The sequence below is a fragment of the Streptomyces sp. UNOB3_S3 genome, from assembly GCF_020740895.1.
In the GTDB taxonomy this organism is placed as follows: Bacteria; Actinomycetota; Actinomycetes; order Streptomycetales; family Streptomycetaceae; genus Streptomyces.
Genome location: NZ_JAILXP010000047.1, coordinates 1 through 15,094, shown reverse-complemented (window position 1 = coordinate 15,094; position 15,094 = coordinate 1). Strand labels below are relative to the sequence as shown.

Sequence of the window (15,094 nt, the reverse complement as noted above, 5' to 3'; positions counted from 1 at the left end):
CGTGCACCCGGGCGTTCCCGACCCGGGCGGCGGCCCGGGAACCGGCCCCTATCAGGACGTCCGGAACGTCCGGGCGGTTCCCACGGACGGACGAAACGTTTCCCGTCCGATGGCTGGAATAGGGTGCCGTCATGACGTGGCTGATCACAGGCGGAGCTGGGTACATCGGGGCGCATGTGGCGCGAGCGATGACGGAGGCCGGAGAACGGGTGGCCGTCCTGGACGATCTGTCCTCGGGCGTGGCCGGCCGGCTGCCGGAGTCGGTCCCGCTGGTGCGGGGCTCGGTGCTGGACCGTGAGCTGCTCGACCGCACGCTCACCGGGCTCGGGGTGACCGGGGTGGTGCACCTCGCGGCGAAGAAGCAGGTCGGCGAGTCGGTCGAGAAGCCCCTGCTGTACTACCGGGAGAACATCCACGGGCTGACCGTGCTGCTGGAGGCCGTGGTCGCGGCCGGGGTCCGCAGCTTCGTCTTCTCGTCCTCGGCGGCCGTCTACGGCATGCCCGACGTGGACCTGGTCACCGAGCGGACGCCCTGTCTGCCGATCAACCCGTACGGCGAGACCAAGCTCGCCGGCGAGTGGCTCGTCCGGGCCACGGGCGCCGCGCACGGCATCGCCACGGCGTGCCTGCGCTACTTCAACGTGGCGGGCGCGGCCCGGCCGGAGCTGGCCGACACCGGGATCTTCAACATCATCCCGATGATGTTCGACCGCGTCACCCGGGGCGAGCGCCCGCTGATCTTCGGTGACGACTACGCCACCCCGGACGGCACCTGCGTCCGTGACTACATCCACATCGAGGACCTGGCGACCGCGCACCTCGCCGCCGCCCGCCGGCTGGCCGAGCGGCCGGGCGCGGGCGACCTCACGCTGAACGTCGGCACCGGGCTCGGGGTGTCCGTCCGGGAGATGGCCGACCTGATCGGCGAGATCACCGGACGCCCGGAGCTGACGCCCGAGACCGCCCCGCGCCGTCCGGGTGATCCGGCGCGTGTCGTGGCGTCCAACGAGCTGATCGCGAAGGAGCTGGGCTGGAGCGCCCGCCACGACCTCCGCGACATGGTCGCCTCGGCCTGGGAGGGCTGGTGCCTCCACCACCCCGGGGCACGCCGGCCCTGATCCCCGCAAGGGGGCTTCATCGCAGGTCAGAGGGGTCGCTCGGGGGTGTCGGCGGGGCGTTGCCCGATACCCCGCCCGCCCGTAGTTGACTGGGCCCGGCCGGCGGGTGCCCGCCGGCCGGGCGGCGACGACGGCCGCCGACGGCTTCGGAAGGCGGCGGGCATGGGAGCGGGTCACCACCACGGCCACTCGCACGGGGGACCCCCGCCCGGTGCGACCGGCACGGCCGCGGCCGCCCACAAGGGGCGGCTGCGGATCGCGCTGGGCATCACCCTGACCGTGCTGCTGGTCTACGCCGTGGGCAGCGCGCTGACCGGTTCGCTCGCGCTGTTCGCCGAGGCGGGCCACATGGCCACGGACGCGATCGGGGTCTCCATGGCCCTGGTGGCGATTCGTTTCGCCGCCCGCCCGCCCACCGGCAGACGCACCTGGGGCTACGCCCGGGCCGAGATCCTCGCCGCCCTGCTGAACTGTGTGCTGCTGCTCGGCGTCGGCGGCTACGTCCTCGTCGAGGCCGTCGAGCGGCTCGCGGAACCCGCGCCGGTGCCCGGCGCGCGGACGGTCGTCTTCGGCCTGGTCGGCGTGGTCGCCAACGGTGTCTCGCTGGCCCTGCTGCTGCGGGGCAGCAAGGAGAGCCTGAACGTGCGGGGCGCCTTCCTGGAGGTCCTCTCGGATGCCCTGGGCTCCCTGGCCGTGGTGGCCTCCGCCCTGGTGATCATGGTGACGGGCTGGACGCGGGCGGACCCGGTCGCCTCCCTGCTGATCGGCCTGATGATCGTGCCGCGCACGGTGAAGCTGCTGCGCGAGGCGCTGGACGTGCTGCTGGAGGCGGCGCCGAGGAACGTCGACATCGACGAGGTGCGGGCGCACATCCTGGCCCTGCCCGGGGTGCGGGGCCTCCACGATCTGCATGTGTGGACGATCACATCGGGGATGCCGGTGCTCTCGGCGCACGTGGTGGTGGACCCCGGCGCGCTGGACTCGGCGGGGCAGGAGAAGATGTTGCACGACCTTCAGGACTGCCTCGGCGAGCACTTCGCCGTGGAGCGCTGCACCTTCCAGCTGGAGCCCGGCGGGCACGCCGGGCACGAGGCCGGTCTCTGCCACTGAGACCTGCCACCGGGCCCCGGCCGGCCGATGGCCGGTCCGATCAGTCGAATGATCGGACCGATGACTCATCCGCCGTGGTCGTGGGCATTCCGTACGGCAGACTTGAAGGTGGAAGACCGACAATGAGGATGGTCAATGCCGATCACATCTGCCAAGGGCCGCTCCGCCGACTCGGACGGGCGTCCCGGGGCCGCCGACACCGCCGAACCGATCATGCTGGAGCTGGTCGACGAGAACGGCAGAACCATCGGCACCGCCGAGAAGCTCTCCGCCCATATCGCCCCCGGCCGGCTGCACCGGGCCTTTTCGGTCTTTCTCTTCGACGACGCGGGCCGGCTGCTGCTCCAGCGCCGGGCGCTGGAGAAGTACCACTCCCCCGGCGTCTGGTCGAACACCTGCTGCGGCCACCCCTACCCGGACGAGCCGCCCTTCGTCGCCGCCGCCCGCCGCACCGGTGAGGAGCTGGGCCTGGCGCCCGCGCTGATGCGCGAGGCCGGGACCGTCCGCTACAACCACCCGGACCCGGCCTCGGGCCTGGTCGAGCAGGAGTACAACCACCTGTTCGTGGGCACGGTCACGACCCTGCCGGACCCGGACCCCTCCGAGATCGCGGAGACCGCGTTCGTCACCCCCGCCGAGCTCGACGCGCTGCGTGAGAAGTACCCCTTCTCGGCGTGGTTCATGACCGTCCTGGACGCCGCCCGCCCGGCGATCCGCGAGGTCACCGGGGACGCCGCGGGCTGGTAGGCCGGAAGCGCAGCGGCAGGGCGGCCCAGACCACCTTGCCGCCGGCGGTGTGCTCGATGTCGTAGCAGCCGCCGGCCTCCTCCACCGTCGCCTGCACCAGCAGCAGGCCCCGGCCGCCCGTGCGCGGCTCGTCCTCGGGGCACGCCTCCATGGGCGCGGGTCTGTACGGGTGGTTGTCCTCGACGGCCACCCGTACCCACTCCGGGCCCACGGAGACCTCCACGGCCACCTCCGGGGAGAGCAGCGCCGCGTGCCGCACGGCATTGGTGACCAGTTCGGAGACGATGAGCAGCAGCCCGTACAGCTGGTCCTCGCGCAGCGGCACCGCGCGACGCCGGATCAGCTCGCGGACCGCGCTCCGGGCCGCGGGGACGGACCGGTCGAGCGCGGGAGCGGTCCAGCGCCAGCTCCCGTCGTACTCGGCGGGCCTGCGGGGCGCGATCGCCCGCCCCGGCCCGGGCGGGAGTCCCCCGCGCATCTCCATCTCCGCATCCCACCCCTCGCCGTGGCCCGACCACCTGTGCCGAGTGTTGGGAACCCTGGCGTCCGCTCCGGTGAGCTGACCAGAAGTCATTGGCTATCGACGGATTCCGGCGGGGTTCGACCGATCACGCACGCGGCTGTCGCCCGGCAGACTGTTTGATCATGACTTCCTGGTCCCGGATAGCATCCGGCCATGGAGCCCGCACTGCGTCTCGAGCTCGATGGAGCCGTCGCCACCGTCCGGATCGTCAACCCCGCCAAGCGCAACGCCATGACCACCGGGATGTGGCGGGAGCTGCCCGGGCTCCTCGCGCGCTGCGCCGCCGACCCGGCGGTCCGGGTGCTGGTGCTGACCGGCGAGGGCGGCACGTTCTGCGCGGGCGCGGACATCGCCACGCTGGCCGCCGACGGCGGCGTGGGCTCGCGGGACCTGGCGGTGGCGGCGGAGGAGGCGCTGGCGGCGTTCCCCAAGCCGACGATCGCGGCCGTGCGCGGCCACTGCGTGGGCGGCGGCTGCCAGCTCGCGGTCGCCTGCGATCTGCGGTTCGCCGCCGAGGGCGCGTCCTTCGGGGTCACCCCGGCGCGGCTGGGCATCGTCTACCCGGCGACCACCACCCGGCGGCTGGTGGAGCTGGTCGGCCCGGCGACCGCCAAGTACCTGCTCTTTTCGGCCGAGCTGATCGATACCGAACGGGCCCTGCGCACCGGGCTGGTGGACGAGGTGTGGCCGGCGGACGCGCTGGACGAGCGGGTCGCCGCGTTCGCGGCGACGCTGGCGGCGCGCTCGCAGCTGACGCAGGCGGCGGCCAAGGAGTTCGCGGCGGGCCCGGCCGCGCCGGACCGCGTGGCCCACTGGGCGGCGCGGGAGCGCGGCAGCGGCGACACCGCCGAGGGGGTCGCCGCCTTTCTGGAGCGGCGGGTTCCACTGTTCGAGTGGACCGTCTAGACCCCCGTCCGGGACGGTCCAGCTCGCGCCCAGCGCTCCGTTGGAGGTGCGGTCCGGTCGGCCGCGGGCCGGTGGGGGCTGGTCGCGCAGTTCCCCGCGCCCCTTTGGGGCGCGCCGTTCAGCTCACGCCCCTTGCCGGGCTCGCCACTCGGCGACGAGGTCGGCGGGGGCCTTCTCCGGGGAGCCCGCGTCGTACGGCGGCTGCGGGTCGTACTCGATCATCAGCTGGACGGACTGGGCCGTCCGGTCGCCCGAGATCCGGCCGAGGAGCGTGAGGCCCATGTCGATGCCGGAGGAGACCCCGGCGGCCGTGACGTACTTGCCGTCGAAGACGACCCGCTCCCCCGTCGGCTCGGCGCCCAGGGAGCCCAGTTGCTCCAGGTGCAGCCAGTGGGAGGTGGCCCGGCGGCCCGTCAGCAGCCCGGCGGCGGCCAGGATCAGCGATCCGGTGCACACCGACGTCGTCCAGGTGGTGTGCTGGTCCACCGCCGTCAGCCACTCCTGGACGGGGCCGGGATCGAGCGGCAGGCTCCGGTCCGGCCCGCCGGGCACGACAACGATGTCGGGGCGGGGCACGTCCGCGAGGGAACGTTCGGCGACGAGCGTGAGGTTGCCGCTCTCGTTGGTCACCGGGCCGGGCCGCTCGGCGACGAAGACGGTCTCGGCGCCGGGGATACGGCTGAGGGTGTCGTAGGGGCCCACCGCGTCGAGGGCGGTGAAACCGGGGTAGAGCAGGATGGCGATCTGCATGGCAAAGCCTTCTTCCGCAGTCGTTCGTTGTCGTTCAGGTTCAGGTTCAGGTTCAGGCGAGAACGTGCTGAGGGGGGTTCACGGGCCGGAAGCGGCGCCGGTATTCGGCCGGTCCCGCGCCCAGGGCCCGGACGAAGGCCCGCCGCATCGCCTCGGGCGTGCCGTAGCCGCAGGCGCGGGAGACCTCCTCGACGCCCTGCCCGGTGTCCTCCAGCAGCCGCCGGGCGGCCTCCAGGCGCACCAGGTCGACGTAGCGCCCCGGCGTCGTCCCCACCTCGTCCCGGAAGGCCCGGGCGAAGTGCCGGGGCGACAGGCCCGCGCGGTCCGCGAGCGCCTCCACCGACAGGTCGGCGCGGAGGTGCTCCACGACCCAGTGCTGGACGTCGCGCAGCGTCGGCCGCCCGGCGGTCTGGGCGGCGAGCGGGACGCTGAACTGCCGCTGGTTGCCGGGACGCCGGAGGAAGACGACGAGATGGCGGGCGATGGTCAGGGCCATCTCCCGGCCGTGGTCCTCCTCGACGACGGCGAGGGCCAGGTCTATGCCCGCCGTCACCCCGGCCGAGGTGGCGACACGGCCGTCGCGCACGAAGATGGGCTCGGGGTCCAGCCGCACCCGCGGGAAGCGCTCGGCGAACCGGTCGCAGTACGCCCAGTGGGTGGTCGCGCGCAGGCCATCGAGCAGCCCGGCCGCGGCGAGCAGGAACGCGCCGGTGCAGACGGAGAGCAGCCGTCCGGCCCGGGGGCCGTTGTCGCGCAGCCAGGCCACGATCCGGGGATCGGGCTCCAGCGCCCCCTCCCCGCCGGGCACGACCAACAGGTCCGGCACGGCACAGTCGTCGAGAGCCGCGTCGGGGGCCATCCTCAGCCCGCTGGTGCTGCGGACCGGCTCGCCGTCGATCGTCGCGGTGCGCACCTCGTAGCCGCCCTCGGCACCGGCGGTGTGCCGGGCTCCGGCGAACACCTCCATGGGGCCGGTGACATCGAGGGGCTGGATCCCCTCGTAGAGGACGATCAGGACCGTGCGGGTTCTCATGCCGACCATGCTGACGGCCCGTCCGGCATGGCGGCAATGACGGGTTCCCCACCTTTCCTGCCACCCTCCGGAAGCGGTGGCGGCGGCTGTGACGCTCGTCCTTTCTCCCGTACCGACCAGTCCGTACGGTACGGGGCATGACCTCTCTGCCCGACGGCGCCGCACGGCGCTGCCATGCCTTCCTCAACCCCTACCACTCGGCCCAGTACTTCTCCCCGGAGCTCCAGCGGGAGATGAGCGCCATCGGCATCGGCGCCGGCGAGAACTGGGGCCCCGCCTACATCGCGGGGCGCGCCGCCGCCTTCGGCCGGGTCGGTCCGGGCGCGGTGACGGCCTCGTTCTTCAGCTTCAGCCACGAGCTGATCTCCCGGCACATCCCCGCCGTCTGGGACATCGCCTCCCCCGAGGACGTCCTGGCCGCGCGGCTGCGCGCCGCCGACGCCCAGCTGCGGCGGCTGCTCGGCGAGGAGACCGTCGCCTCCGCGGAGATGGCCGAGGCCGCGGAGCTCGCGCTGCGGGCCACCGAGGCCTGCGACCGGTCCATGCGCACGCTGTACGCCGCCCACGCCGACCTGCCCGTGCCGGACGCCCCGCACCTGGCGCTGTGGCACGCCACCACGCTGCTGCGCGAGTACCGCGGCGACGGCCACCTGATCGTCCTCGTCCAGGCCGGCATCGACCCGGTCGAGGCGATCCTGACCCACTCCGCCACCGGCAAGGGCATGTCCCACAAGTGGCTGCTGCGCACGCGCGGCTGGAGCGAGGAGGACCTGGCCGCCGGCCGGGAGCGGCTGGTGGAGCGCGGGCTGCTGAACGCCGACGGCACGCTGACCAAGGCCGGCGTCGCGCAGCGCGAGGAGCTGGAGGACGAGACGGACCGCCTGGACCGCGCCCCCTACGAGCACCTGGGCGCCGCCGGTGTCGCACGGCTGACCGAGCTGGCGCAGGGCTACACCACGACCCTGGTGCAGGGCGGCGCCTTCCCGTCCGACCTGCGGGGATAGCCGGCCTGCGGGGACAGCCCGCCCCGGGGGCGCCGCGCGGGCGCTGTCACCGGCACCTGCCACAATGCAGATCGCGGTTCGGCGCGGCGGGAACCCGCCGCGGAACAGGGAAAGCGGAGCGTGATCGTGACGACGTCGACGTCGGTCGAAGGCAGGATCGCCGAGGAGCTCGGCGTGCGGGAGCGGCAGGTGCGGGCCGCCGTCGAATTGCTCGACGGCGGTTCCACCGTGCCGTTCGTCGCGCGCTACCGCAAGGAGGCGACCGGGGCGCTCGACGACGCCCAGCTGCGCACCCTGGAGGAGCGGCTGCGGTATCTGCGGGAGCTGGAGGACCGCCGGGCGGCGGTCCTCGAGTCCGTGCGCTCCCAGGGCAAGCTGGACGAGGCGCTGGAGGCCCGGATCCGCGAGGCCGACTCCAAGGCCCGCCTGGAGGACATCTACCTGCCCTTCAAGCCCAAGCGGCGCACCAAGGCGCAGATCGCCCGCGAGGCCGGGCTGGAGCCACTGGCCGACGGCCTGCTGGGCGACCCCGGCGTCGAGCCGTCGGCGGCGGCCGCCGCGTTCGTCGACGCCGGCAAGGGCGTCGCGGACACCTCCGCCGCGCTGGAGGGCGCCCGCGCGATCCTCACCGAGCGGTTCGGCGAGGACGCCGACCTGATCGGCGAGTTGCGCGAGCGCATGTGGTCGCGCGGGCGGATGGCCGCGAAGGTGCGCGAGGGCAAGGAGGAGGCGGGCGCGAAGTTCGCCGACTACTTCGACTTCGCCGAGCCCTTCACCGAGCTCCCCTCGCACCGGGTGCTGGCGATACTGCGCGGCGAGAAGGAGGAGGTCCTCGACCTCGCCCTGGAGCCGCAGGCCCCGGAGGAGACCACCGAGGGCCCCAGCGCCTACGAGCAGATGATCGCCCGGCGCTTCGGGATCGCGAACCCCTGGCAACACCGTCGCCCGGCCGACAAGTGGCTGGGCGACACGGTGCGCTGGGCCTGGCGCACCCGGGTCCAGACCCACCTCGGCATCGACCTGCGGCTGCGGCTGCGCCAGGCCGCCGAGGACGAGGCCGTCCGCGTCTTCGCGGCGAACCTGCGCGACCTGCTGCTCGCCGCCCCCGCCGGCACCCGCGCCACGATGGGCCTCGACCCGGGCTTCCGCACGGGCGTGAAGGTCGCCGTCGTGGACGCGACCGGCAAGGTCGCCGCCACCGAGACCATCTATCCGCACGTCCCGCAGAACAAGTGGGACGCCGCGCTCGCCGCCCTGGCCCGGCTCGCCCGCGAGCACGACGTGGAGCTCGTCGCGATCGGCAACGGCACGGCCTCCCGCGAGACCGACAAGCTGGCGGCCGACCTGATCGCCCGTCACCCGGAGCTGAAGCTGACGAAGGTGATGGTCTCCGAGGCCGGCGCCTCGGTCTACTCCGCGTCCGCCTTCGCCTCGCAGGAGCTGCCGGAACTCGACGTCTCCCTGCGCGGCGCGGTCTCCATCGCCCGCCGGCTCCAGGACCCGCTCGCCGAGCTGGTGAAGATCGACCCGAAGTCGATCGGCGTCGGCCAGTACCAGCACGACCTGTCCGAGGTGAAGCTGTCCCGCTCGCTGGACGCGGTCGTCGAGGACTGTGTCAACGGCGTCGGCGTCGACGTCAACACCGCCTCCGCGCCGCTGCTCTCCCGGGTCTCCGGCATCAGCGGCGGCCTCGCCGAGAACATCGTCGCCCACCGCGACGCCAACGGCCCCTTCCGCTCCCGCCGTGCCCTGAAGGACGTGTCCCGCCTGGGCCCCAAGGCGTACGAGCAGTGCGCCGGCTTCCTCCGCATCCGCGGCGGGGACGACCCGCTGGACGCCTCCAGCGTCCACCCCGAGGCGTACCCCGTGGTGCGGTCCATGGTGAAGACCACGGGCGGCGACGTCGCCGCGCTCATCGGCAACACGACGACGCTGCGCTCGCTGCGTCCCGAGGACTATGTGAGCGACTCCTTCGGTCTGCCCACGGTGACGGACATCCTCCGCGAGCTGGAGAAGCCGGGCCGCGACCCGCGGCCCGCGTTCAGGACGGCCACGTTCAAGGAGGGCGTCGAGAAGATCGGCGACCTGACGCCGGGGATGCTGCTGGAGGGCGTCGTCACCAATGTCGCGGCCTTCGGCGCCTTCGTGGACGTGGGCGTCCACCAGGACGGCCTGGTGCACGTGTCGGCGATGTCGAAGACGTTCGTGAAGGACCCGCGCGATGTGGTCAAGCCGGGTGACATCGTGCGGGTGAAGGTGATGGATGTCGACATTCCGCGCAAGCGGATCTCGCTGACGCTCCGTCTGGACGACGACGCCGCGCCGGCGACGCGCGGCGGCGGTGGCGGTGGCACGCCGCGTGAGCGCGCGGAGCGCGGGAACGCCCCGCGTCGGGGCGGCGCCCCGCGGCCCCGCCGGGCGGAGGGCGGCCGCCAGGCCGCTGCTCCGGCGGCGGACGGGGCGATGGCGGACGCGCTGCGGCGCGCGGGGCTGCTGGGGCCGCAGGGCCGGTAAGCGGGGCGCGCGGTTCGGGTGCGGCCCGGTGGTCGGGTTGCGCCCAGCCGTCCCGCCTTGCGGGACGATTGCCCACAACCCGGGCTACCGGGAAAGCCAATCGCGCACCCGACCGGATGAATGAGTGGCGTTCCCGGTGAGACCCGCACTCCTACCGGCCATCGATCAGACGGGACGACGCCCGTCCACAGCGCGCGGCGTCGTCCCCCTGATGTCCCGTCCTCCACCGACCAGGGGCGGTTACCGGAACCGGAAGAGGAGGCGGGCTCATGGGCGGCTCGGACGGAGTGGCAGGGCGCAGCTACGCCGCTTGGCTGGTGGACGAGGTGTTCCCGGGTTTCGGGGCCCGGGAGGCCGTGGTGTACCGGGATGTCCGGATGACCTACACCGAGCTGGCAGAAACGATTCGCCGCATGGCCACGGCGTTCCGTTCGCTCGGCCTGGGCCCGGGCACCACCATCGCGCTGGCCAGCGGCAACCGCGCCGAGGCGGTGTGCGTGCCGTTCGCGGCGCATCTGGCGGGGGCACGGTTCCTGCCGATGCCGGTGGACCGGGGGCCCGCCGAGTACGCCAGCGTCGCCGCGAACGCCCCCGCCGACGCCCTGATCGTCGACGACCGGATCTCGGAGACCTGCGCCGACGCGGTCACGAGCGCCTTCCCCGGGGCCCGCCTGTGGTCGCTGGGGTCCGGCGGGCCGGCACCGGACCTGATGGACGCCGTCCGGCGGGCGCGCCCGGCCGACGACGCGGAGTGGGCGGACGCCGGGCAGGTGGAGACGGTGCTGTGCTCCGGCGGGACCACGGGGCTCACCAAGAGCATCCTCCACCGGCACCGGATGTACCGGACGATCCTGGCGCACCCGTTCCTGCCGGAGCCGGTGCGGCTGCTGGTGACCAGTCAGGTCGCCCACGTCGGCGGGCTGTACGCGCTGACGAGCCTGGCCCAGGGCAGCACGCTCACCCTCCTGGACCGCTTCACCCCGGAGGCCGTGATCGAGGCGCTGAAGAACGAGCCGATCACCGCCATGATGCTGATGCCCCCGATGCTCTACCGGCTGCTCGACCACCCGGCGCTGGCCGGCGTCGACTGCTCGCGGCTGCGCCGCGTCATGTACGGGGCCAGCCCGATCACCCCGGACCGGCTCCAGCAGGCCCTCGACCGGTTCGGGCCGGTGCTGTGGCAGCTCTACGCCCAGACGGAGGCGTTCGGCCTCACGGCGCTGGACTCGCCCGACCACCTCGTGGGCAACGGCAGGCTGCTGCGCTCGGTGGGGCGCGCCTTCCCCGACATGGAGACGGACGTCCGCGACGACCAGGGCCGGACCCTGCCGCCGGGGGAGGTCGGCGAGATCTGCGCGCGCGGGCCGCGCGTCATGGAGTGCTACCTCAACCAGCCGGAGGCCACCGCCGCCGCGTTCCACCCGGGCGGCTGGCTGCGCACCGGCGACCTCGGCTACCGGGACGAGGAGGGCTACTTCTTCCTCATGGACCGGCGCAACGACGTGATCATCACGGGGGAGGCCGGGTCCACCATCTACTCACCGCTGGTGGAGAACGCGCTGACCACCCATCCCGCGGTGCGGGCCGCCGCGGTGATCCCGGTGCCGCACCCGTTCTACGGGCAGGCCGTGCACGCCGTCGTCGTCACCGCTCCCGGGACGCGCGTCGAGCTCGACGAGCTGCGCAAGTGCGTCCTGAACGAGCTGGAGCGGCCCGTCTATCTGCCCGCGAGCTTCGAGTTCGTCGACGCGCTGCCGCTGACCCCCATCGGCAAGGTCGACAAGACCGCCCTGCGCACGCCCTACTGGGCCGGGCATCAGGGGCTGCTCCACGGGGACACGACGGCGCGGCCGGAGCCCGCGAGCTGACCGGCGGCGAGCTGATCGCCGGCAGGCTCGTCGCCACCGGACCCGTCGCCGGCGGGCCGGGTGAAGGCGACGGTGGCCAGGGTCTCGCTGCTGGTGCTGTAGCCGATCACGCCGCTCCCCGTGGCGCGCTGCGCGCGGATGGCGTTGCCGCCGTAGCCGTCGGGGGTGACGAACAGGCCCCAGACCGGCGTCCAGTCCTCGGTCGCACCCGTCCCCGGGTCGACGACCGGCTCCGGGCGGGGCACGACCCTGCGCTGTACGACGAACCCGCCGCCCGAGGCGGAGCGCAGGGCGTCACGCCACTCCTGTTCCGGGCAGGCCCAGCCCGCGACGACGCCCGAGCCCGCGAAGCCCCGGCAGGGCTTGAGGATCATCCGTTCGCGCTCCTCGACGCACCGGTCGACCAGCGGCCCGGTGAGCAGCCTGGTCCACGGCAGGATCCGTTCCGTCACCCGCCGCTCCCGCTCCGACAGCACGGCGTCGCAGCGGGGGTCCGACAGCAGGCCCAGGGCGCCCTTGTTGGTGAACAGGACGCTGTCCAGCCCGGTCCACAGGACCGCTGCCCCCTCCTCGTGGGCGCGCGTGATCGCGTCGAGGCCGTCCTCGTGCCCGACGGTGTCGTCGACCGAGAAGAAACGCAGCAGCACGTCGGCCCGGGCCGTGCCGACGTACAGCTTCCCGCCGTCGCCGCGCACGTCGCCCAGCTCGCCGAGGACCACCTCCAGCCCCTGGCCCTGCAGCACCTCGACGGTGCCGGCGACCGGCCGCCGGTACCGGGGCAGCGCCCCCGGGGCGAACACCAGGGCCACGACGGGGGACGGGCGCGGCGCCACGGCCCGCAGCGTCGCGGCCACGTGTTCGGCGGTCCGTACGTGCCGCAGCGCGTACCGCTCGGCGAACGCGGCGAAGGACGGCACGGCTTCGAGGGAGCGGGGCAGTTCGCCCAGTTCGAAGCCTCCCACTCCCCCGCCGATGTTGAACTCCAGCAGGGCGAAGCGGCCGTGCTCGTCGCGGTGGAGGTCGGCCCGGCCGAAGCGGTCCGCCGGGTGGCCGGCGCGGGCGTGGCGCCGCACCAGCGGGGCCAGCCGGGGCTCGCCGCCGAGGGCCGCCCAGTACCGCTCGACGTCGCCGTCGAAGAGCCGGTCGGGCAGGGTGACCAGGATGTCGAAGACGGCCAGCAGGTCGTCCGCCGCCGCCCGCAGCTCGGGCTCGCCGACGAACAGCGGGCGGGCCAGCAGCCGGGCGTCGCGCAGACAGGCCGGCAGCTCGGCCTCGGCCACGGCCCCGCTCAGCCCGCTCCCGTCGGCGCGGCACTGCTCCACGTAGCGCGCGGTCACCTCGTCCATGTGCGGCTCTCTCCCACCGGTCGGCGTCCTCCGGTGAGGGGGCCGGTCCCCTCACCGCACCGTTCGTCTTCGGCAGGAATCCCGCGCCACCTGAGTCGTCCGCGCTACGTGAGCAGCCCGTGCTGCGTGAGCAGCCCGCGCTATGTGAGCAGCCCGCCCTCCGTCAGCCGCCGGCGGACCTCGGCCACGGCCTCCTCGGACAGCGGCCGCTGGGGCGCGGCCGTCGCCGCGCAGTCGATGACCCCGAGCGCACGCAGCGCGGCCTTGAAGCCGCCGAGCGCGGCGGCGCCGCCGCTCATCGTGGCGGTGTCCCCCGCGTCGACGAGGGCGAACAGCGCCGCGAGCCGGTCCTGCTCGGCCGCCGCCGCCCGCCAGCGCCCGGCCCGCGCGTGGTCGTACAGCCGTACGTACCCGGCGGGGTCGACGTTGCCCAGCCCGGGGACGACGCCGTGGGCGCCCGCCAGCAGGGCCGCGTCCACGGTGAGTTCGGAGCCGGTGAGCACGGCGAAGGTGCGGTCGAGGCCGCGCTCGCGCAGGGCGACCAGCAGGCGGCGGAAGGCGCCCAGGTCGCCGCTGCTGTCCTTGAGCCCGGCGAGGGTGCCGTCCTCGGCGAGACGGAGGAGGACGGGCGCGGTGAGCTTGCTGTGGACGTTCCGGGGGATGTCGTAGGCGATCAGCGGGAGGCCCACGGCGGCCCGGATCCGGCGGAAGTGGTCGGCGGTCTCGGCGGGGTGCGTCCCGGCGTAGAAGGGCGCGGTGGCGACGAGCGCGTCGGCGCCGTGGGCGGCGGCGGACAGGGCCCGGTCGACGACCCGGGCCGTGGTCATGTCGATGACGCCGGCCAGCACGGGCACCCGTCCGGCCACCGCCTCGACGGTGACCCGCAGCACCTCGTCGCGCTGGACGTCGCTGAGGAAGGCGGCCTCGCCGCTGGTGCCGAGGGCGAACACCGCGTGGACCCCGGCGTCCAGCAGGTGTTCGACGAGCGAGACGAGGGAGCGGACGTCCACCTCGCCGCCGGGGGTGAGGGGGGTGCAGAGCGGAGGGACGACGCCGGTCAGGGGTGCGGGCAGGTGCGTCACGCGGTACAGCATTCCGTCCGGGCCCGCGCTGTCAAGACGGCGTGGCCGCCTCCACCAGGTCCGCCGCCTCCAGGGCGCACCCCCAGGAGACCGTGATGCCCGCCCCGCCGTGGCCGTAGTTGTGGACGAGCCGGCCGCCGCCCGGCAGGGGCTCGGCCTCCAGGCGGACGCGCGGGCGGGCCGGGCGCAGGCCCACGCGGTGGCCGAGGACACGGGCGCGGGCCAGGCGGGGGAAGACGCGGGAGCAGCGGCTGATGATCGCCTGGGCCGTGCAGGGCGAGGGGGCCCGGTCCCAGACGTGCTCCTGGGCGGTGCCGCCGAGGACGGCGCCGTAGGGCTGGGGGAAGACGTAGACGGTGTCGGCCCCGGTGTCGTCGGCGGCGGTGAACCACTCGGCGATGCCGGGGTTCTCGACCACGACGAGCTGGCCCCGCACCGGGTGCACCGCCGGGTCGGGGACCAGGTCGCGGGCGCCCAGGCCGGTGCAGTTGACCACGGCGGGCGCCGAGCGGGCGGCCTGCGCGAGCGAGGCGACCGGGCGGACGGCGACGGTGCCGCCCGCAGCGCCCAACCGCCGTGTCAGGTAGTCGAGATGGGTGGCCATGTCCAGCAACGGCAGGCGGGCGTGCACCCCCCGGTCGTAGCCGCGCGGCAGCTCTCCCGCGCCTGCGGCCCGCAGCCCCGGCACCCGGGCCGCCCACGCGCCCAGCTCCCCCGGGGCCTGGCCGGCGTGCGTCCCCTCGGCCAGGCGCACCCCGGTGCGTTCGGGCCGCCCGGCCAGGCCGGTCATGACCGCGAGGGAGGCGAGCGCCCAGTCGCCGGCCCGGTCGCGCGGTTCGATCCGGTACGGCCACCACAGGCCCCCGGCCACCGCCGAGGTGGTCTCCGAGGACGGCGAACGGGTCCACACCTCGACGCGCCGGCCGCGCTCCGCCAGCACGACCGCGCTGGTCAGGCCGATGACCCCGGCACCGACCACGATCACATCGCTTGCCATGCGCCGACGGTACCGGTGAACTCCCCACCGTCGGGCGGGAAGTGGCCGATAGGCGGCGGGGGCTGGTCCAGGGGGCGCGGTGCGCGGTTGCTGTGG

Annotated in this window: 13 protein-coding genes; 7 read left to right on the top strand and 6 right to left on the bottom strand. The window is 74.3% G+C overall.

The genetic code is table 11. The features are described from left to right. Positions 1 to 131: 131 nt before the first annotated feature. From galE to idi, 3 genes are all read left to right on the top strand, one after another. Positions 132 to 1,118, top strand: a complete 987-nt coding sequence (galE, locus tag K6I33_RS07910) for a UDP-glucose 4-epimerase GalE (protein WP_229349232.1) — start codon at positions 132 to 134, stop codon at positions 1,116 to 1,118. A 162-nt stretch (positions 1,119 to 1,280) separates the two neighbouring features. After that, the gene (locus K6I33_RS07905) at positions 1,281 to 2,228 is read left to right on the top strand and encodes a cation diffusion facilitator family transporter (RefSeq protein ID WP_229349230.1); all 948 of its coding nucleotides are present in this window, start codon (positions 1,281 to 1,283) and stop codon (positions 2,226 to 2,228) included. A gap of 135 nt (positions 2,229 to 2,363) precedes the next feature. Beyond that, positions 2,364 to 2,975 carry an isopentenyl-diphosphate Delta-isomerase gene (gene idi / locus K6I33_RS07900; RefSeq protein WP_374283776.1) on the top strand — a complete coding sequence of 204 codons (612 nt, stop codon included), beginning with the start codon at positions 2,364 to 2,366 and terminating at the stop codon, positions 2,973 to 2,975. Here idi and K6I33_RS07895 read toward each other — a convergent pair. Continuing rightward, positions 2,950 to 3,459 (bottom strand): ATP-binding protein, encoded by a 510-nt coding sequence (locus K6I33_RS07895; protein WP_229349227.1) that lies wholly within the window; start codon positions 3,457 to 3,459, stop codon positions 2,950 to 2,952. The two genes, idi and K6I33_RS07895, sit on opposite strands and share 26 nt — an antisense overlap. A gap of 192 nt (positions 3,460 to 3,651) precedes the next feature. On the opposite strand from K6I33_RS07895, the gene K6I33_RS07890 reads away from it, so the two are divergent. Continuing rightward, positions 3,652 to 4,404, top strand: coding sequence for an enoyl-CoA hydratase/isomerase family protein (locus K6I33_RS07890; protein ID WP_229349225.1), 753 nt, complete (start codon positions 3,652 to 3,654; stop codon positions 4,402 to 4,404). A gap of 123 nt (positions 4,405 to 4,527) precedes the next feature. On the opposite strand, the gene K6I33_RS07885 is transcribed toward K6I33_RS07890, so the two are convergent. Both K6I33_RS07885 and K6I33_RS07880 read right to left on the bottom strand, forming a co-directional pair. Further along, on the bottom strand, positions 4,528 to 5,154 hold the full coding sequence (locus K6I33_RS07885) for a DJ-1/PfpI family protein (protein ID WP_229349223.1): 627 nt from the start codon (positions 5,152 to 5,154) through the stop codon (positions 4,528 to 4,530). A 52-nt stretch (positions 5,155 to 5,206) separates the two neighbouring features. Continuing rightward, the gene (locus K6I33_RS07880; protein WP_229349221.1) at positions 5,207 to 6,187 is read right to left on the bottom strand and encodes a GlxA family transcriptional regulator; all 981 of its coding nucleotides are present in this window, start codon (positions 6,185 to 6,187) and stop codon (positions 5,207 to 5,209) included. 137 nt (positions 6,188 to 6,324) lie between these two features. On the opposite strand from K6I33_RS07880, the gene K6I33_RS07875 reads away from it, so the two are divergent. The 3 genes from K6I33_RS07875 (at position 6,325) to K6I33_RS07865 (ending at position 11,573) form a co-directional block, all read left to right on the top strand. Next, the gene (locus K6I33_RS07875; RefSeq protein WP_229349219.1) at positions 6,325 to 7,191 is read left to right on the top strand and encodes a hypothetical protein; all 867 of its coding nucleotides are present in this window, start codon (positions 6,325 to 6,327) and stop codon (positions 7,189 to 7,191) included. Between the two features lie 126 nt (positions 7,192 to 7,317). Further along, the gene (locus K6I33_RS07870; RefSeq protein WP_374283772.1) at positions 7,318 to 9,705 is read left to right on the top strand and encodes a Tex family protein; all 2,388 of its coding nucleotides are present in this window, start codon (positions 7,318 to 7,320) and stop codon (positions 9,703 to 9,705) included. A 269-nt stretch (positions 9,706 to 9,974) separates the two neighbouring features. Further along, positions 9,975 to 11,573 (top strand): AMP-binding protein, encoded by a 1,599-nt coding sequence (locus tag K6I33_RS07865; protein ID WP_229349215.1) that lies wholly within the window; start codon positions 9,975 to 9,977, stop codon positions 11,571 to 11,573. Here K6I33_RS07865 and K6I33_RS07860 read toward each other — a convergent pair. From K6I33_RS07860 to K6I33_RS07850, 3 genes are all read right to left on the bottom strand, one after another. Next, positions 11,522 to 12,919, bottom strand: coding sequence for a hypothetical protein (locus tag K6I33_RS07860; RefSeq protein WP_229349213.1), 1,398 nt, complete (start codon positions 12,917 to 12,919; stop codon positions 11,522 to 11,524). The two genes, K6I33_RS07865 and K6I33_RS07860, sit on opposite strands and share 52 nt — an antisense overlap. A gap of 140 nt (positions 12,920 to 13,059) precedes the next feature. After that, complete coding sequence (locus K6I33_RS07855) at positions 13,060 to 14,001, bottom strand: dihydrodipicolinate synthase family protein (protein WP_374283769.1); 942 nt, start codon at positions 13,999 to 14,001, stop codon at positions 13,060 to 13,062. Positions 14,002 to 14,032: 31 nt separating this feature from the next. Continuing rightward, entirely contained in the window at positions 14,033 to 14,998 is a 966-nt protein-coding gene (locus K6I33_RS07850; protein WP_229349208.1) for an FAD-dependent oxidoreductase, read from the bottom strand. Between the last annotated feature and the right edge of the window lie 96 nt (positions 14,999 to 15,094).